The organism is Sphingobium sp. TKS, from assembly GCF_001563265.1.
Classification (GTDB): domain Bacteria; phylum Pseudomonadota; class Alphaproteobacteria; order Sphingomonadales; family Sphingomonadaceae; genus Sphingobium.
The window spans coordinates 2737795-2754995 of the sequence record NZ_CP005083.1; the positions used below are offsets into that span (position 1 = coordinate 2737795).

General features: G+C 64.0%; 16 protein-coding genes. 14 read left to right on the forward strand and 2 right to left on the reverse strand.

Going from position 1 to position 17201, the window contains the following annotated elements; genetic code table 11:
• Positions 1 to 18 precede the first annotated feature (18 nt).
• From K426_RS13635 to K426_RS13695, 13 genes are read left to right on the forward strand one after another with little or no spacing between them, the layout of a single operon-like run.
• Complete coding sequence (locus K426_RS13635) at positions 19 to 843, forward strand: polysaccharide biosynthesis/export family protein (RefSeq protein WP_066558013.1); 825 nt, start codon at positions 19 to 21, stop codon at positions 841 to 843.
• Complete coding sequence (locus K426_RS13640; protein WP_066558016.1) at positions 840 to 2267, forward strand: ATP-binding protein; 1428 nt, start codon at positions 840 to 842, stop codon at positions 2265 to 2267. The genes K426_RS13635 and K426_RS13640 overlap by 4 nt, the downstream gene beginning before the upstream one ends.
• Entirely contained in the window at positions 2264 to 3622 is a 1359-nt protein-coding gene (locus tag K426_RS13645) for a GNVR domain-containing protein (protein WP_066558019.1), read from the forward strand. The genes K426_RS13640 and K426_RS13645 overlap by 4 nt, the downstream gene beginning before the upstream one ends.
• Positions 3619 to 4524 carry a capsular biosynthesis protein gene (locus K426_RS13650; RefSeq protein WP_066558022.1) on the forward strand — a complete coding sequence of 302 codons (906 nt, stop codon included), beginning with the start codon at positions 3619 to 3621 and terminating at the stop codon, positions 4522 to 4524. The genes K426_RS13645 and K426_RS13650 overlap by 4 nt, the downstream gene beginning before the upstream one ends.
• Positions 4521 to 5333 (forward strand): WecB/TagA/CpsF family glycosyltransferase, encoded by an 813-nt coding sequence (locus tag K426_RS13655; protein WP_066558027.1) that lies wholly within the window; start codon positions 4521 to 4523, stop codon positions 5331 to 5333. The genes K426_RS13650 and K426_RS13655 overlap by 4 nt, the downstream gene beginning before the upstream one ends.
• Complete coding sequence (locus K426_RS13660; protein ID WP_066558029.1) at positions 5326 to 6609, forward strand: polysaccharide biosynthesis protein; 1284 nt, start codon at positions 5326 to 5328, stop codon at positions 6607 to 6609. Before K426_RS13655 ends, K426_RS13660 begins: the two co-directional genes overlap by 8 nt.
• Positions 6579 to 7979, forward strand: a complete 1401-nt coding sequence (locus K426_RS13665; protein WP_066558030.1) for an O-antigen ligase family protein — start codon at positions 6579 to 6581, stop codon at positions 7977 to 7979. Before K426_RS13660 ends, K426_RS13665 begins: the two co-directional genes overlap by 31 nt.
• Positions 7972 to 8901, forward strand: a complete 930-nt coding sequence (locus tag K426_RS13670; RefSeq protein ID WP_066558031.1) for a glycosyltransferase family 2 protein — start codon at positions 7972 to 7974, stop codon at positions 8899 to 8901. The genes K426_RS13665 and K426_RS13670 overlap by 8 nt, the downstream gene beginning before the upstream one ends.
• A complete protein-coding gene (locus K426_RS13675) occupies positions 8898 to 9857 on the forward strand; it encodes a glycosyltransferase family 2 protein (RefSeq protein WP_066558032.1) in 960 nt (319 codons plus the stop codon). The genes K426_RS13670 and K426_RS13675 overlap by 4 nt, the downstream gene beginning before the upstream one ends.
• The gene (locus tag K426_RS13680) at positions 9857 to 10825 is read left to right on the forward strand and encodes a glycosyltransferase family 2 protein (protein ID WP_066558033.1); all 969 of its coding nucleotides are present in this window, start codon (positions 9857 to 9859) and stop codon (positions 10823 to 10825) included. Before K426_RS13675 ends, K426_RS13680 begins: the two co-directional genes overlap by 1 nt.
• Positions 10822 to 11949 carry an endo-1,4-beta-xylanase gene (locus K426_RS13685; RefSeq protein WP_066558039.1) on the forward strand — a complete coding sequence of 376 codons (1128 nt, stop codon included), beginning with the start codon at positions 10822 to 10824 and terminating at the stop codon, positions 11947 to 11949. The genes K426_RS13680 and K426_RS13685 overlap by 4 nt, the downstream gene beginning before the upstream one ends.
• Positions 11946 to 13031: an acyltransferase family protein gene (locus tag K426_RS13690; RefSeq protein ID WP_066558042.1), complete on the forward strand. Its 1086-nt coding sequence runs from the start codon at positions 11946 to 11948 to the stop codon at positions 13029 to 13031. Before K426_RS13685 ends, K426_RS13690 begins: the two co-directional genes overlap by 4 nt.
• Positions 13031 to 13951 (forward strand): glycosyltransferase family 2 protein, encoded by a 921-nt coding sequence (locus tag K426_RS13695; protein ID WP_066561779.1) that lies wholly within the window; start codon positions 13031 to 13033, stop codon positions 13949 to 13951. The genes K426_RS13690 and K426_RS13695 overlap by 1 nt, the downstream gene beginning before the upstream one ends.
• Here K426_RS13695 and K426_RS13700 read toward each other — a convergent pair.
• Positions 13936 to 15081, reverse strand: coding sequence for a glycoside hydrolase family 16 protein (locus K426_RS13700; protein WP_066558045.1), 1146 nt, complete (start codon positions 15079 to 15081; stop codon positions 13936 to 13938). The genes K426_RS13695 and K426_RS13700 overlap by 16 nt on opposite strands.
• On the opposite strand from K426_RS13700, the gene K426_RS32555 reads away from it, so the two are divergent.
• Entirely contained in the window at positions 15050 to 15373 is a 324-nt protein-coding gene (locus tag K426_RS32555) for a hypothetical protein (RefSeq protein ID WP_237229800.1), read from the forward strand. The two genes, K426_RS13700 and K426_RS32555, sit on opposite strands and share 32 nt — an antisense overlap.
• A gap of 182 nt (positions 15374 to 15555) precedes the next feature.
• On the opposite strand, the gene K426_RS13710 is transcribed toward K426_RS32555, so the two are convergent.
• Positions 15556 to 16899: a UDP-glucose dehydrogenase family protein gene (locus K426_RS13710; protein ID WP_066558047.1), complete on the reverse strand. Its 1344-nt coding sequence runs from the start codon at positions 16897 to 16899 to the stop codon at positions 15556 to 15558.
• Between the last annotated feature and the right edge of the window lie 302 nt (positions 16900 to 17201).

The window sequence follows — 17201 nt, forward strand, 5'->3', positions numbered from 1 at the left end:
ATATTGGGAGCTTGCGCTGTGAAAGCCGATACTCTCCTGAAATCCATGTCCGCCTTGCTCATGATTGCAGGATACTTCTCCGCGACTGCGCAAACCGTAGCCGGAACCGCCACGACGACTGCGGCCACACCCCCCGCCCCACAGGCGGCGAGCGCCGGCTATCAGCTTGGGCCCAATGACGAGCTGAAGATTTCCGTTTTCGGTCAGCCCGACCTGTCGACCACCACCCGCATCAAGGAGGACGGCACCGTGCTGCTCGCGCTGGTCGGCCCGGTCACGGCCAAAGGCAAGACGACATCGCAGCTCGCGCAGGACATCGCCTCGGGCTATGCCAGCGGCGGATATCTCACCAAGCCCTCGGTCAGTGTCGAGGTCAGCAACTATGTGAGCCGCTTCGTCACTGTCCTCGGCAATGTGCCGGAGGCGGGCAATTATCCGCTGGACCGCGACTATACGGTGGCGTCGATGCTCGCCAAGGCGGGTGGGTCGACCAAGGATGGCGCCAATGCCGTCATCCTGACGCCCGCCGACGGCAGTGGGCCGGTGCGCATTTCGCTGGCCGATATGGCGGCGGGCGCGATGCGGCCGCTCAAAGCAGGCGACACGCTGTTCGTGCCGCCTGCCGAGAAAATCTATGTCTACGGTCAGGTCCAGCAGCCCGGCGCCTTTGCTTATGCGCCTGGACAAAGCTTCCGGCAGGCATTGGCGCTGGCGGGCGGACCGACGCTGGCCGGTTCAACGAAACGCATAAAAGTCCGGCGGGAGGGGAAGGAAATACAGGCCAATCTGGATGATCCAGTGAAGCCTGAAGACGTCCTCATCATCCGGGAGAAGCTGTTTTGACGACACTCGATCAAAGCTTCACGCACCAACGATCCGGCCTGTTCGACCGGTTCCTGTCCCTGACGCGAAGCAGCGAAAAGCGCAACGAACGCGTCATAGCTGACGATGTACCGCTGCATCTGGACGTGCCCGCGCTGCCGGGCTTCCGGCAGGAAGCGCCGGATGTGGCGCCGGAAGGCTCCACCCATCGTCCGCTTTCGATGAGCGCCATGGCCGCGCCGATCAAGCCGATCAGCCTGCGCCGCGACAGCATCTACGCCGCGTTCAACACCGCCATGCCGGTGACGGACCGCCACGGTCTGGCCGGGCGCAACAGCGAACTGGAAAAGCTGGTCGAGGCGATCGTCGTGCAGCGCAAGCATGCCGTCATCTTCGGCACGCGCGGGTCGGGCAAGACCTCCCTCGCCCGCGTGTTCGGTGATCTGGCGGACGAAGCGGGCTGCATCGCCCTCTATGCCTCGGCCAATGGAGAAGCGGATTTCGACTCTCTCTTCCGCCCCTTCCTGACCGAATTGCCGATGAGCAGCGCGGGACAGGAGCGGGCGCGCAAGATGATGGGCGAGCCGCTCGATGTCTCCCGCCTCTCCGCCCTGCTGGTGGAGGAAGTGCGCGAGCGCGCCATCCTCATCATTGACGAATATGACCGGGTGCAGTCCGAAACGGCCAAGCAGGACGTGGCAACGCTGCTCAAGCTGCTGACCGACATTCATTCGCCGGTTCAGGTCGTGCTGGTCGGCATCGCCAGCGACATTGACGGGCTGATCGCGGCCCATCCTTCGCTCCGCCGTCACCTGGTGCCGCAGCGGGTCGCGCCGATCCCCAAGCCGGAACTGGAGCGGCTGTTACTGGCCTGCGCCAATAATGCGCGGCTTTCCATCGATGAAGATGCGTTGGACATGCTGGCGAGCGCGGCCATGGGTTCGCCCTATCATGCGCGGCTGTTCGGCATGTCGGCGGCTCTAGTGACGGAAGCGGCTGCACGCGACCGCATGGTGCTTGCCGATATCGAGCAGGGGCTGGTGTCCGCGCTGGAGGATTGGGAGGAAATGAGCGGCCAGACATACGCGCTGTTCCGCCGCATCCTGTGGGAAGCCGGGTCAGCGCCGGGTGTTGGCCGCCGGATGATCGCGCTCGCCGCCGTAGTGGCCTCTCAAATGTCGGCCATAAGCTATGAGCGGCTGGTGAAGCTTGGCCATGAAGTGCTGGGCGGCGGGTCGATCAATGAAGGCCAGGCGCGCGACGCCATGGCGCGGTTGCAACCCGCTCTGGTCCCGACGCCCAATGGCGAACTGTGGATGTTCGAAGATACGCTGGCGCCGCAATTCCTGCTGCTGATGGCGAAGCAGCCGGTGCAGAGCGCACCGCCTGTCCAGACGCCCGCCGAGGAAATGCGCGCCCTGCTCAAGGGAGTGGACGGGCTATGACCATGAACCCGATGGATTTGCTGGCGGCGCTTCAGGCGCGCTGGCGCACGGCGGCGATGATCGGAGGAATCTTGTTCCTTCTGATCGCGATCACCGCCTTTTTGCAACCGCGCCAATATATGGGCACGGCCTCGCTGCTGCTCGACCTGTCGCAGACCGACCCGACCGACACCAATACGGCGCAAGGTCCAAAGCCGGATACCGATTCCATTCTGGGCACCCAGACGGACATCATCCGCAGCGGCAAGGTGTTGAACGCCGTCGCCAGGGAAGCGGGCTTCGTCGACGCCCAGCCGACCGACATGCCGGCCGATGCGCGGCTGCAATCGGCGGCGGCCCTGGTCGGCAAGAATATGACCATTACCACCGGGCGGCAGAGCAATGTGCTCCAGATCCAGTATCTGGACGCCGATCCGCAGGTCGCGGCCAAGGTCGCCAATCTGATCGCCAAGATCTACATGCGCGAGCAGGTGGAACTGCGCGCTTCCCCGGCGCGCGGTTCGGCCAAATGGTTCGACGAGCAGACGCAGGAAGTGCGTCACCGCTATGAAATCGCCCAGAAGAAGCTGTCCGACTTCCAGCGGGCGCATGACATTATCGGCATCAACCGCATGGACCTTGAGGCTGAAAAGCTCAAGAACATGTCCTATCAGTTGACCCAGGCGCAGGCGGAAGCGGCGGCGGCCCGGTCGAAGGCTGGCGCAGGCAGCGTGTCCGACATCGAAGGGTCGCTAATCGTCCAGAATTTGCAGGAACAAGTGGCGGAGCAGTCCGCCAAGGTGTCCGAATTGCAAAAAGCGCTTGGCCCCAATCATCCGAGCATGGCGGCGGCCAATGCGCAGCTTGCCGAGCTTCAATCGAAGCTGGCGTCGGCGCGGTCCAGCCAGGCCGGCGCGGTCAGCGCGAACAGCGTGGCGGCCAGCCGTCGCGAGGGCGACCTCAAGTCCAACATGGCCGGGCAGGAGGATCGCATGATCCGCATGTCCGACGTGCAGGACCAGTTGATGGTGCTCCAGCGTGACGTCGATGCGGCGCGGCAGACCTATGACACGGTGCGCCAGCGCTTCAACGAGGCGACGCTCAAGAGCCAGATCTCGCAGCCCAATGCCAGCCCGCTCGATGCGGCGACCGTTCCTCTGCTGCCCGCCAAGCCCAACATCATGCTCTGGCTGATCGGCGGGATCGCCCTGGGCCTGGTCGGCGGCGTGGCTGCCGTGATCCTCATGGAGATCATCCATCCGCGCGTTCGCTCGGCCGCTGGCGTGGCCCGCGCTACCCAAGTCGACGTCATTACCGAACTGATGCCGGTGCCCACAGGTGGCGGCTGGTTCTTCAAACAGCAGGAGGCCGCATGAGACTGCGTTCTACGGCAGGCGCCCCACCTCAACTCACGCCGGGCAGCGCGACGACGCTACGCCCCCGCGCCCGCGATAGCCATAATTTCGCTCGCCTTGCAGTAGAGCACGGCTTTCTGGCGGAAGCCGACGTGCATCATGTCGAGGGTCATGCCCGGTCCCAGGGTCTGGCGCTGCATGATGCGGCCGTCGACCTGGGATTGCTGAACCCGGAGGATGCGGGAATCCTCGCCGCCTTGCAGGGTGGCTTCTCCCTGCTGCCGCAGGGCGACCAACGGGTCGATCCGCTGGTGGTCGCGGCTTTCGATCCCGCCAACGCCTATGCCGCCAAGGTGCGGACGATCCGCGCCAAGATGCGCGCGGCGGCCAAGGATGGCGACCCCGCCTCCCTGCGGCTGGCGGTACTCGCGATCGAAGCGGGCGACGAGGCCGCGATCATGGCGGCCAATCTGGCGGTCGTGCTGGCGCAGATGGATGGGCAGACGATGCTCATCGACGTCGACATGGGGCGGCCTTCGCTCGACCGGCTGTTCCGGGTTGCCAACAAGGCAGGGCTTGCCGAGCAATTGATGGGCAGCGCCGCGCTGCTGCCGGCAGCCAAGACGGCGGTTGAGGGGCTGTGGCTGATGACCGCCGGTCGGGCTTCGGGCAGCGCGACGAGCCTTGTCACTCGCGGACCGCTGGCGGAAACGGCCAATGGCTGGGGGCTGCGCGACATATCGATGCTGTTCTACCTGGCGGAGCGCAAAGGCGACCAGACGCCCTATGGCAGCATATTGGCGGGCTTCGACGCGGTGGTCATCGTCGCGCGGCGCGGGGATACGGCGATTGCCGACATGCGCCGGGTGATCGACGATCTGGATCGTCATGGCGTGCCCATTGCCGGGACGGTGATTGCATGAGCGCCGAACATGCGCTGGCGCGTCACCAACCTCTTCCGTCTCCCGGCATCGGGCAGGACGCGCCTGTAGCCCATGTCGGCGGCTTGCCCGTATCGACCCTGTCGCTCGACGCGCTGATCGCGAAGATGCTGGTCGAGGCGCCCTTGCGACGGAGCCTGGACCAGCCACCCTTGCTGGTGTTCGACGCCAATGGGCAGGGTCTGTCGATGAATGCCAGCAACCCGGATTTCCGGGCCAATCTGGCGCAGGCAGACCTGATCCATGCCGACGGACAGATCATCGTCGCAGCGTCCCGCTGGTTGGGCGGGCCGCATATCGCTGATCGATCCAGCACGACGGACATGTTCATCGACAGCCTGGAACCAGCGGCGCAGGCTGGCGTCAGCTATTATCTGCTCGGCGGCGAGGAGAAGGTGAACGCCGCCTGCGCGGAGGAGATCGCCTCCCTCGCGCCAGGGCTGCAACTGGCCGGGCGGCGCAACGGCTTCTGGAAGCCGGAGGATGAGGACGCTGTGATCGATGCGATCAACGCAGCCTCGCCGGATGTCCTCTGGGTAGGCACCGGCAAGCCGCGTGAGCAGGCCTTCTGCGTGCGCAACCGGGAGAGGATCAGGGCGGGCTGGATCGTCACCTGCGGCGGGCTGTTCAACTACATTACCGGCGATTATCCCCGTGCGCCACTGTGGATGCAGAAGTCCGGCTTCGAATGGCTGCACCGCATGGCGACGCGGCCCCAGGAGCTTGCCTGGCGCTATATCACCACCAATCCCCATGCGCTCTGGCTGATCTGGAAACACCGCCATGGCTGAAGTTCAGGCCATGGAGGATAATGCCCGCGTCCAGCGCCTTGGCAGCCTGTTCGGCCGCTTCGGGCTGGCCAGCCTGTCCTCGGCCATCGTCTCGGTCAGCCATTTGCTGGTCCAGCTCTTTTCGATCCACCATCTGGGGACGGCGGCCATCGGTACGCTGGCCTTCCTGCTGGTGATCATCCAGTTCGGCTACAGCCTGTCCAACGCACTGGTATCGACGCCCTACACCATCGCCGTGAACCAGAGCGACGATGCCGAGGCACGGAATTTCGACTTCTTTTTCCCGGTCAATCTGATGCTGGCGGCCAGTCAGGGGCTGATCTGCGCGGCGATTGCCTGGGCGACGGCCTCGCCCATGGCGGCTTTGCTGTTCGGGTTGGCGGGGACGCTGTCGCTGATCCGCTGGTTCGGGCGGTCCAACGCCTATGCGCATCACGCGCCAGCGCGAGCCGCCCGGTCGGACCTAGCCTATGCCGGGACGATCCTCGCCGGCCTGCTGATCGCGATGCGGACGGGCGCCGACATGCCAGCCATTGGCGGCATGCTGGTGGCGGCCAGTCTGGTGGGCCTGCTGCCCTTCGGCCTTGCCTATATACGGCGGCATTTTGCCATGGCACCAGGCCGCGCCTTGAGCGCCTATCGCCCGGTGTGGAAGGAGCAATCCGCCTGGACGCTGGTGGGCGTGCTGTCGACCGAAGCCACATCCAACTCGCACAGCTATATCGTGACGCTGCTGGCCGGTCCGACCGCTTTCGCCCCGATTGCGGTGGGGATGCTGTTCTTCCGTCCGGTCAATGTCTGCATCACCGCCCTCACCCAGCTTGAGCGCCCCCGCATGACCCGCGCCGTCGCGCGCGGCGATCATGGCGCGGCGATCAAGTCGGAGCGCGTGTTCATGGCCGCGCTGGTGATGCTGTGGCTGGCGACTTGCGTGGTGGCGGCGCTCGCTCTCTATGCCTTTCCGGGCCTGATCCTGAAACCCACGCTGGACCACGGGCTGGTGATGATCGCGGTGGGCCTCTGCGCCCTCCTCTCCCTCGTCCAATGCGTGCAGACGCCGATGAGCGTCATGACCCAGGCCCGCAAAGCCTTCCGTCCCCTCGCCGCGCAGAGCATGCGCAGTTGCGGCGTCGGCCTTGTCGCCGTGACGCTGCTGGTGTGGGGCGCCGCGCCCGTCTTCTCCATTGGCGGCGTCGTGCTGTCGCAGCTCGTCATGATGCTCGGCATCTGGCAGCTCGACCGCAAATGGCGGCGCGACCAGCGGGGAGTCATCTGACCATGGCGACAAGCTGGCATCGCGGCGGCCTCACCGCTCCCCCCGCCGCCCAGAGCGGCGGCGGCGAGAGCATGCGCATGGTCTGGGTCACCCAGATCTTCTATTTCGTCTTCCTGATGATGGTCTTCATCGGCCAGCAACCCTTCGCCTCCCGCACGCAGGACGAGCTGGTGGCGATGGCGCAGGAAAATGACGGGTCGGACCTGTTCAAGCAGATGCTGTTCATTGGTTTCGCCCTGTTGCTGACCGGCGTGCAGATCATCCGCAAGCATCCGCTGCAATATAAATTCACTTTCTGGCCGCTGGCGATCATGCTGGTCTGGTTCTTCATCTCCTGCACCTGGGGCGTCGATCCTTTCGTGTCCTTCAAGCGGGCGATGCAGCAGTTGATCGTGATCTACATCACCTTCTGCGCGCTCTCGCTGATGGGGCCGCAAAGATTGTTCGACGCCTTGCGCGCGGCGCTGATCGTGTCGCTGATCATCTGTTGGGTGTCCTTGCCGTTGACGCCCGCCGCCGTGCATCCACCGACGGAAAGCGACAAGGCATTGATCGGCGCATGGCGCGGTTTCTTCTTCCACAAGAATATCGCGGGCGCCGTCATGGCATTGACCTTCATCGTCTGCGGCAATGCATGGATCGACCGGCGCAAATGGTATTACGCCCTGTTCGCGGTCATGGCCTTCGTCTTCGTGATAGGGACCAAGAGCAAGACTTCGCTCGCGCTGTGCGTCGGCATGCTGGCGATCAGCAACATCTATCGGGCGCTGAGCGACAACACGCAGAAACGGGCGATCCTGCTGCTGGGCCTTGGTTTCGGCATGGTCGGGTTCCTGGGGCTCTATATCGCCTATCAGCCGACCATCGAGCGGCTGTTCGCTGACCCGACCAGTTTCACCGGGCGCGTATCGATCTGGCGGGTGGTGTTCGACTATCTGGCCGATCACCCCTATCTGGGCGCGGGTTTCGGCGGCTTCTGGCAAGTGGGCGTCAACAGTCCGGCGCATGACTATCTGAACCAGCAATTCCAGATGCTGACCGCCCATTCGCATGACGGCTATCTGGAAATCTGGGTGACGACGGGGCCGCTGGGGCTGGTCATGCTGCTGGTCAGCTTCCTCGCCTTGCCCGCTTACTGGTTCCTGACGGGATCAACGAAAGAGAACCAGGCGCTGATGGTCCCCGCCTTCGCGATCTGGGTCTTCGTCATGTACCAGAATCTGCTGGAAACCAGCTTCTTCGACAAGGATCGCCAGGTCTGGGTGATCTTCCTCGCGGCGGTCGCGACCGCCCACGCAACCTTCAAGGCCAAGCCGCGCTCGCAATGGTCGCGGCGGCATCGTCTCCCGCAGGAGAGCGTCAATGGCTAATATCATCGTCTGTATTGCGACCTGCAACCGGCCGCAGGGACTGCGCCGCACGTTGGACTCTCTCGCTGCGCAACAAACACAGCACAATCTGGAAGTGCTGGTGGCCGACAATGACGCCGCCCGGCAGGAAGGGCTGGCCGTGGTCGAGCAGCTTGCTTCACAGGGCTATCGCTGGCCGATTGAGGCTCTGCTGGTGGCGGAGCGCGGCATTCCGCTGGTGCGCAACGCGCTCGTCGCCGCCGCGCTGGCACGGCCCGGCGCGACCCATGTCGCCATGCTGGACGATGACGAGGCCGCCTCCCCCGGCTGGATCGATGCTATGACGGATACGGCGCAGCGCTGGGACGCGGACGTGGTCGGCGGCGCGGTGCTGCGCGAAATGGACAGCGCCATCGCGCCCTGGGCGGCGCGCCATCCATTGCTTGCCCCAAAGCAACGCGGGCAGTCCGGCCCGGTCGCGCTGGTGGACAGCACCGCCAATGTGCTGATGGCCGCCACCGCCCTGCGCACCATGGGCGAGCGGCCGTTCGATGACCGCATGGCGCTGACCGGAGGATCGGACAAGCAGCTCTTCACCCGCATGCAGCGCAAGGGGTTCCGCTTCGCCTGGTCGGAGGAAGCGGTCGTCACCGAACTGATCCCGGCCAGCCGGATCACCGCCAAATGGCTGCTGATGCGCGGCTATCGCGTCGGCATGACCGACATGATGGTCGAGCGCTTCCACAAGGGCCGGTTGCGCACGCTGCTGGGCGAAGCGCCACGCATCGTCGCGGGTTTCCTGGTCGGCTCGCTGGGCGCCATCGCCACATTCGACCGGGGCAAGCGGGTCGAGCGCCTCGGCAAGCTTTACCGCGCGGCGGGCAAGATCGCCGGTCTCGCGGGCGTTCATTATGAAGAATATCGAAAGGTGCATGGCGCATGAGCAATGCTCCCCTCCAGAACAAGCAACCCTTTTTCTCCGTCGTCATCCCGCTCTATAACCGGGCGGAAATCGTTGGTGACACGATCCGGTCCGTGCTGGCGCAGGACTGGCAGGATTTCGAGATCGTCGTGATCGACGACGGATCGCACGACAATCCCAGCCGGGTGATCGACGCCATAGGCGATCCCCGTGTCCGCTACATCCGGCAGGATAATGCGGGCGGCGGCGCGGCGCGCAACCGGGGCATCATGGCGGCGGACGGGCGCTATATCGCCTTTCTCGATTCCGACGACCTGTTCCTGCCGGGCAAGCTTTCCATCATGGCGCAGGCGCTGGCCGGGGACGATGGGCACACCGTCCTCTATTCGCGCATGAAGGTCGACCGGGGCGTCGACCGTTATTGGATCAGGCCCGATCGCGGCATTCGCGAGGGGGAGGATGTGGGCGAATATCTGTTCTGCGCCAACCAGTTCATGCAGACCAGCACCATGGTCGTGCCGACGCGAATGGCGCAGGAAGTGCTGTTCGACCCGGCGCTCAAGAAAGGACAGGATCTCGACTTCTGCGTCCGGTTGCAGGGCGCGGGGGCGCGGTTCCGGATGATCGACCAGGCGCTGACCGTGTGGCTCGACGCGACCGAGGCGGGCCGTACCTCCTATGTGAAGGGCTATGAGACCTCGCTCGACTGGCTCGACCGCTGCGGCCATATGCTGACCAACCGGGCACGGCGGGGTTATCGGGCGACGGTACTCGCCTATCATATGGCCCCGATCAAGCCGGTGGTGGCGATCAAGGATCTGGCCATCGGCATGGTCGCGGGCGGCGTTCCGCCCCGCGTGATCGCCCGGCAGGTGCTGCGTTCCTATCTGCCCAAGCCGCTTTACCGGTCACTGGTCAACGGCTTCGTGCTGCGGTTCGGCAAGGCCGGGGCAGCCGCAAGTGGAGCCAGTTCGTGATGACCGCATGGCAACCTCCGTCCACTCTGAAAGCGGCAGCCGCCGCGCCGCTCTTTTCGGTCATAATCCCGACCTATCAGCGCCGTGATGCAGTGGTCGCCGCCGTGATGTCCGCGCTCGAACAGACCATCGCCATCATCGAGGTCATCGTCGTGATCGACGGATCGACCGATGGGACGGAAGTGGCGCTAGGCGCGATCAACGATCCGCGCCTCAAGGTCATCGTGCAGGAAAATCGCGGCGCGGCGGCGGCCCGGAACAAGGGCATCGACCATGCGCGCGGGCGCTATATCGCCTTTCTCGACTGCGACGACCGCTTCCTGCCGCATCATCTGGCCGACCTGTTGCCGCTGGTGCAGGAGAGCGAGGATGTCGTCGCCTATGGCCAGGTGCTGGCGGATCGCGGCGAAGGACGCAATTTCCTGAAGCCCCCCCGCGCCATCGCCAGCGGCGAGACGATGGACCGCTATCTGATGTGCGATCGCGGTTTCATCCAGACCAGCAGCATGGCGCTCAGCCGGATGCTGGCGGGGAAAGTCCGCTACCGCGAGGATGTGAAATTCGGGGACGATACTGATTTCGCGCTGCGCCTGTCGCTGGCCGGGGCGCGTTTCCTGATGACGGAACGGCCGGGCACCATCTGGGCAGACCGGCACGCCGACGACCGGCTGTCGGCCGTGCGCGGCAGCATCGGCAGCCTGGCCTGGCTCAAGGATCTGCGCCCGCATATCAGCCCCCGCGCCTTTTCCGCCTATATGGGCTGGCATGCCGCGAAAAGCATCTGGCCGACCAGCCGGCGGCAGGCGATGCGCTATTATTTGGGGGCAGTCTGCCGGGGGGCTTTCGGGCCAAGGCTGGCGGCGACGGTGCTGTTGCAGATCGTGATGCCCGACCCAGTCTATCGCCGCATTTCCGACCGGTGGATCGACTTTTCTCACATGCTTGCGGGCAGAGGACAGCGGCTATGAAGCGACGCGAATTTCTGGCCGGAGCGGCGGCGCTGACCGCCTGTTCGCCCATTCCGCAAAGTGCGGCGCAGGTCGGCGGGACGGCGGGCCTTGCCGCCCACGCCCGCAAGTCGGGCCGCTATTTCGGCGCCGCGATCAAATCGCGCCAATTGCGCGAAGACCCCGATTTCACGGCCGCCATCGCCCGCGAATGCGACATGGTGGTTCAGGAATATGAGCTGAAGCGCGGCACCACCGAGCCCAAGCCCGGAAAATATGATTTCAGCGGCGCCGACCAGATCATCGCCTTCGCGCAGGAGCATGGCATGCGGGCGCGGGGGCATGCGCTGGTCTGGTACGCCGCGCAGCCGCCTTGGCTGGAGCCGGCGTTGAAGCGCGCCGACAATGCGGGACGCGAGGAGTTGATGACCAGCTATATCGACACCGCCATGCGCCGCTATGCGGGCAAGATCCGCGAATGGGATGTCGTCAACGAAGCGATCGAGCCCAATGACGGCCGCGCCGACGGCATGCGCGCCAAAAGCATGTGGCTGGACGCACTCGGCGAGGATTATATCGATATCGCCTTCCACCGCGCCCGCGAGGTCGATCCCCGGCCCATGCGGTTCCTGACCGATTTCGGACTGGAACATGACTCGCCCCGTTGCGAACGGCGGCGCACCGCCATGCTGAAACTGCTCGACCGGCTGATGGCGCGGAACGTGCCGGTCGATGCGATCGGCATACAGGGGCATTTGAAGCCCTATAGGGAAGGCTTCAACCAGGCGGTTTTCGCGCGCTTTCTGGAACAGCTCAACGGATATGGCCTGGCGCTGTCGGTGACCGAATTCGACATTGCCGACCGGGGCGGACCGCCCAATCCGGACAAGCGGGACCGCGAAGTCGCCTCGGTCGCGAAAGCATTTCTGGACGTGGCACTGGACAATCCAGCAATGCGCTCGGTGCTCTGCTGGGGGCTGTCAGACCGCTATAGCTGGCTGTCCAATTTCAAGGATTATAAATGGCCCGACGGCCAGCTTTCGCGTGGCCTGCCGCTGGACGGGCAGATGCGCCGCAAGCCGCTATGGGACGCCATTGCCGCCGCCTTCGACGCAGCCCCCGCCATAAGGAGCGCCGGCGCATGAGAATTTCCTCGCTGACCGGCCTGCGCGGCGTGGCGGCGGTATCGGTGCTGCTGTACCATATCCCGCATAATCCGACGTTCGAGGCCTTTCGCCTGCCCCTCTTCTCCCGCGCCTATCTGGCGGTCGACCTGTTCTTCATCCTGAGCGGCTTCGTGATTTCCTTCGGCTATCACGACCGGGTGGTGAACCATCTCGGCCGCGCCAGCTATGTCGATTTCCTGATCAACCGCACGGCGCGGGTGTGGCCGCTGCACCTGATCGTCACGCTGGTGTTCATGGCCCGCATCCTGCTCAATATATCGGGCAATCAGGCGATCGATCTCAACGCCGCCAATGTGATCAGCAATATCTTCATGGTCCAGAGCTGGGGCTGGGGCACGGAGCCGATCGCGGGCAATAGCTGGTCGGTCAGCACGGAAGTCGCCGCCTATCTCATCTATCCGCTGATCGCGATCATTGCCTTTTCGCGATGGTCGTGGGTGCAAGGGTTGCTGTGCGTCGGCTTATTGGCGCTGGTGGCGATGTCCGGCCGGGGATCGAGCGGCCCCTTGGACGTCAATGACAGCGATACGGTGCTGACTCTGCTACGCTGCCTTGCCGGTTTCTCGCTGGGCGTGCTCAGCTATCGCTGTGCGCAAAAGGACTGGTGCAGGCGGCTGATCGACCGGACGGGCGGCTTTGCGATGATCTGCGGGCTGATCGCGCTCGCGCTGCTGTTGCCCGGAAAGGCCGATGTACTGGTGGTCTGCCTGATGCCCCCGCTGGTGCTGAGCTGCTATTATAATGGCGCGGCAGCGCGGGCGATCATGGCCAATCCGGTCAGCTTCCATCTGGGCCTTATCAGCTATTCCATCTATCTCTGGCATCCGCTGGTGCGCGACGTGTTCGCGCGCGGCATGGGGGTCGCGCACAAGCATGGGATCACCGGCTTCGACGGGCTGATCCTCGCCGTCATGCTGGTCGCGACCTGGCTGCTCTGCTGGGCGAGCTATGCGCTGGTCGAGGTGCGCGGGCATCAGCTCATCAAATGGTTCCAGCGCGGCGGCCGCACCCGCAAGCCCGCCGTGGAGGCTGCCGCCTGATGCCTGCGGTCTGGATCGCCATCCCCACCTTTCGCCGCCCCGAGCAGCTTCGGCATCTGCTAGAGACGTTGCCGGGGATTACCGACCGCCATGACGTGATGCTGCTGGTGGCCGACAATGATCCCGAACGGCAGGAGGGCGCCGCCGTCGTGCGCGCCCTGTTGGCGGAGGGTTATCGCCTGCCCGTGACGCTGCTGACGGTGGCGCAGCCGGGACTTTGCGCGGTACGCAATGCGATCGTCAGTGCCGCCCTCGATGATCCGGCGATGCGCTTCCTGGCCATGATCGACGATGATGAATGGCCCCAGCCGGGCTGGCTCGATGCCCTGTTGATCTGTCAGGCGCAGGTGGGCGCGGATGTCGTGGCCGGACCGGTGGATAGCTGTTTCGTCGGCCAGCCGCCACGCTGGACGCGGGAAACATTGGTCTTCCGCGCGGAGAAACGGCCATGGGGCGCCACCGGCATGCTGTGGGCCAGCAACAACCTGCTGGTCAGCCGCCGCGCATTCGCGATGATCGCAGCGCCCTTTTTCGATCCGCGCTTCAACCGCAGCGGCGGGGAGGATCTGGATTTTCTAGCTCGCCTGCATGACGCCGGAGCGCGGTTCGGCTGGTCCCCCGATGCGCGGGTCAGCGAATGGGTGCCGGTAGAGCGGGCGCGCCTTTCCTGGGTGCTCAAACGCATGTGGCGCATCGGCTGCACCGAAACCATGGCGCGGCGCAAGGCTCTGCCCGGCCGGATCGGTACGGCAAAGCTGCTGGCCCGGTCGATCGCGATATTGGGATTGCGGACGGCTGGACTGGCGGCTCTACTGCTGCCCGGCGCGCGTCGGGTCGACATCGCCGGGCAGTGGGTCAAGAGCTGGGGGCGCCTCTATGCCCTCGCGGGCGGCGCCCAAAGCTATTATGGCGCGCTGTAGATCTTGAAGCTCTTGACGGTCATGTCGCCCGATCCGTCGTCATAGGTGCCGTTGGTCTTCACCGCGACATCCATGATCGGATAGAAGCGGAAACCCTGGAAGGGATTGACCGACTGGTATGTTTCCACCCCGTCCACGAACCAGGTGATATAGTCGCGCTGGATGTCCACGGCGAAGCGATGGAAACCCTGACTATAGCCGCTGAGGCCATAGGCCTGCTGCGTCTGGATCGTGACGCCCCGCGCATCGTAGCGGGTGCTGTTGGCGCCGACATGGATGGTGTGCGCGACGTGGCGGTCAAAATCCCAAAAGCTCTGATAGCCAAAGCCCTCATAAATATCGATTTCCGGCGGCCAGCCACTGGTCGACACCAACCAGAAGGCCGGCCATGAGCCGCGCCGGTTAGGCATTTTGGCTTCCCATTCATATTGGCCATAGCCGATCTGCGTCGCCAGGAAATTGCGGCCATCCAGCGCCGACGATCCATAATACCAGGTCTGGCCGCCATAGCTGATCGGCGTCTTCAACTTCTGCGTGTGCAGGACCAGGCCGTCCGTTCCCCAATAGACCGGCCCTTCGATGCCGGGAAAAATGCTGGAATCAAGATACAGGCCGGTCTCGCCATTGGCGACCTGCGTTCGGCCATTGGCGAGCGAGGTCGCCCACCTATCCCAACCGCCATCGGGCGAACGCTTGTGCGTATCCTTGCGCAGTTCGAACTGGAGCGTGCCCGTCGCCGCGAAGGTTCGCGGCTCTCGGAAAGTGCCGGTCGCCTTCAGCGTCGCCTCCACCGCGCTGCTGGCGGTGATCGTAGCCGTCGATTGCCCCTGAAGGCCGCCCCAGGGTGCCTCCCGCAGCTTGAGCTGGAACTGCTGCCCTTCCGTGGCGGCGATGATCGGCACCGCGACGGTCTGGATCAGCGGATCGCCCGGACGGAAGATCACCACCGTATCGACGGTCTGATAATTATAGCCCGACAGTGCGCGATAAGTACCCGATCCGTTGACGGTGATGATCCGCGCGATCACCGTGTTGGGCGTCGGCCGATCCAGCGTCACCGGGACATAGGCGACACTGCTGCCCGGTCGGAAACTGGCATTGCCCAGCGAAAGCGTCGCCTTTTCCGGCAACCTAGTCCCATTGGCGAAGTCGAAATCCGAAAAATCCGACGTCGTGCTGATTGTGGCGGAACCACTTGTCGTCGACGTCGTTAATGTCGAACTCGTCGTCGTGGACGACGAGGAAGTGTTGGTGATTGTCGACATCCTATTCGATGTCGACCCTGAAGTCATGATCGTAGCGGCTCCCGCTGCGAAAATGCAAGATATGGCTATTCCGGCTCCAAAAATGGAGCCAGTCATTTTGACAGGCATGTTTGCGACCCCCGAAGTTATCCCCTGTAGGGTCTCCTATGAAGGTTAACAAAAACTTCCGGTCAATAACGACTCGTCGTATTGTCTCAGGATTTGCGACGAACTGTTGCATGCCGTAAGGGAAATGACGGAAAACCAAGGATTCTTTCAGAACCGATATAGTCGATTCGGAAATTCCGGCTGGAAGCTTTGCCCCCTCCTTTTTACGGGAGGGGGATTTTGGTCGTAGCTTTACTCTGCCGCCTGCACCAGTTCTTCGATCTCCGGCGTGACTCCGCGACCGACGCTGACATAGGTGAAACCGGCCGCCTCGGCATCAGCGGGGCGATAGATGTTGCGCAGGTCGACCAGCCCATCGCCGTCCATGATGCTTTTGAGCCGGTTCAAGTCGAGCGCCCGAAGCGCATCCCATTCGGTGACGATGACGACTGCCGCGGCCCCTTCGGCGGCTGCATAGGGATTGTCGCAGAAATCGACATTGCTCAGCATCGTGCGGGCCGCGTCCATCCCCTCCGGATCATAGGCGCGGACCTGCGCGCCGCCATCCTGCAAAGCCTGAATGATCGAGAGTGACGGCGCATCGCGCATGTCGTCGGTATTGGGCTTGAAGGTCAGGCCCAGCACCGCGACCGTCTTGCCGCGCACCGAACCATTGCATACCGCAACCACCTTGCGCGCCATGGCCCGCTTGCGGCTCTCGTTGATTGCCACGGTCGCTTCGATGAGACGGATGGGCGCACCCGAATCCTCGGCCGTCTTGACCAGCGCCAGCGTATCCTTGGGAAAACAGGAGCCGCCATAGCCCGGCCCCGCATGCAGGAATTTTGAACCGATCCGGTTATCCAGGCCGATGCCCCGCGCCACCTGCTGCACGTCCGCACCGACATTTTCACACAGATCGGCCATCTCGTTGATATAGGTGATCTTCATCGCCAGGAAGGCATTGGCCGCATATTTGATGAGTTCGCTGGTCCGGCGCCCGGTGAACTGGATCGGCGCCTGGTTGAGATAGAGCGGCCGATAGACCTCCTCCATCACCGGGCGGGCGCGTTCATCCTCTATGCCGACGACGATGCGGTCGGGACGCTTGAAATCCTGGATCGCCGCGCCTTCGCGCAGGAATTCCGGATTGGAGGCGACAGCGAACTGCGCGTCCGGATTGGTTTCGCGGATGATCCGGTCGACCTCGTCGCCTGTGCCGACCGGGACGGTCGACTTGGTGACGATGACGGTAAAGCCCTTGAGATTGGCCGCGATCTCCCGCGAGGCGTCATAGACATAGCTGAGGTCGGCGTGGCCGTCACCCCGCCGGGCGGGCGTGCCGACGGCGATGAAGACGACATCGGCCTGATTAACCGATCCGGCGAGATCAGTGGTGAAGGTCAGCCGCCCCGCCTTCACATTGCGGGCGATCAGATCGGCAAGGCCGGGCTCATAGATCGGCACGCCGCCGCTCTGCAACAGCTCGATCTTGCGCGCATCCTTGTCCACGCAGATGACATCATGGCCGAAATCCGCGAAACACGCGCCGGAGACCAGGCCGACATAGCCCGATCCGGTCATAACGATCCGCATCTCTATTCTCCTTCTTCAAACGGCTTCCGTCCGACGGCCAACCGATCATGAAATGACGTGCGAATCCGTTCCGGGAAACCCCGGGTGCACGGACCCTCACCCTTCATCATGGGCTGGACCTCAGGCGACCCAGCCTGATGCCCAATTGACCGGAACCAGCCGGCTATTGACGCAGCGCAACATACTGCGGGGTGCAGCATGGATGCAACGCAGCCTGCCGCTCTATGGACACATATGGGCGCGGATCAGGGGCTTAGCGAAAGGAAAAGGGGCGGAAGCATCGCTGCTCCCGCCCCTTTTGC

Coding starts and splice junctions, on each gene's coding strand:
- K426_RS13645 (WP_066558019.1), top strand. CDS start 2,264: ATGACCATGAACCCGATGGATTTGCTGGCGGCGCTTCAGGCGCGCTGG.
- K426_RS13650 (WP_066558022.1), top strand. CDS start 3,619: ATGAGACTGCGTTCTACGGCAGGCGCCCCACCTCAACTCACGCCGGGC.
- K426_RS13655 (WP_066558027.1), top strand. CDS start 4,521: ATGAGCGCCGAACATGCGCTGGCGCGTCACCAACCTCTTCCGTCTCCC.
- K426_RS13660 (WP_066558029.1), top strand. CDS start 5,326: ATGGCTGAAGTTCAGGCCATGGAGGATAATGCCCGCGTCCAGCGCCTT.
- K426_RS13665 (WP_066558030.1), top strand. CDS start 6,579: ATGGCGGCGCGACCAGCGGGGAGTCATCTGACCATGGCGACAAGCTGG.
- K426_RS13670 (WP_066558031.1), top strand. CDS start 7,972: ATGGCTAATATCATCGTCTGTATTGCGACCTGCAACCGGCCGCAGGGA.
- K426_RS13675 (WP_066558032.1), top strand. CDS start 8,898: ATGAGCAATGCTCCCCTCCAGAACAAGCAACCCTTTTTCTCCGTCGTC.
- K426_RS13680 (WP_066558033.1), top strand. CDS start 9,857: ATGACCGCATGGCAACCTCCGTCCACTCTGAAAGCGGCAGCCGCCGCG.
- K426_RS13685 (WP_066558039.1), top strand. CDS start 10,822: ATGAAGCGACGCGAATTTCTGGCCGGAGCGGCGGCGCTGACCGCCTGT.
- K426_RS13690 (WP_066558042.1), top strand. CDS start 11,946: ATGAGAATTTCCTCGCTGACCGGCCTGCGCGGCGTGGCGGCGGTATCG.
- K426_RS13695 (WP_066561779.1), top strand. CDS start 13,031: ATGCCTGCGGTCTGGATCGCCATCCCCACCTTTCGCCGCCCCGAGCAG.
- K426_RS13710 (WP_066558047.1), bottom strand. CDS start 16,899: ATGCGGATCGTTATGACCGGATCGGGCTATGTCGGCCTGGTCTCCGGC.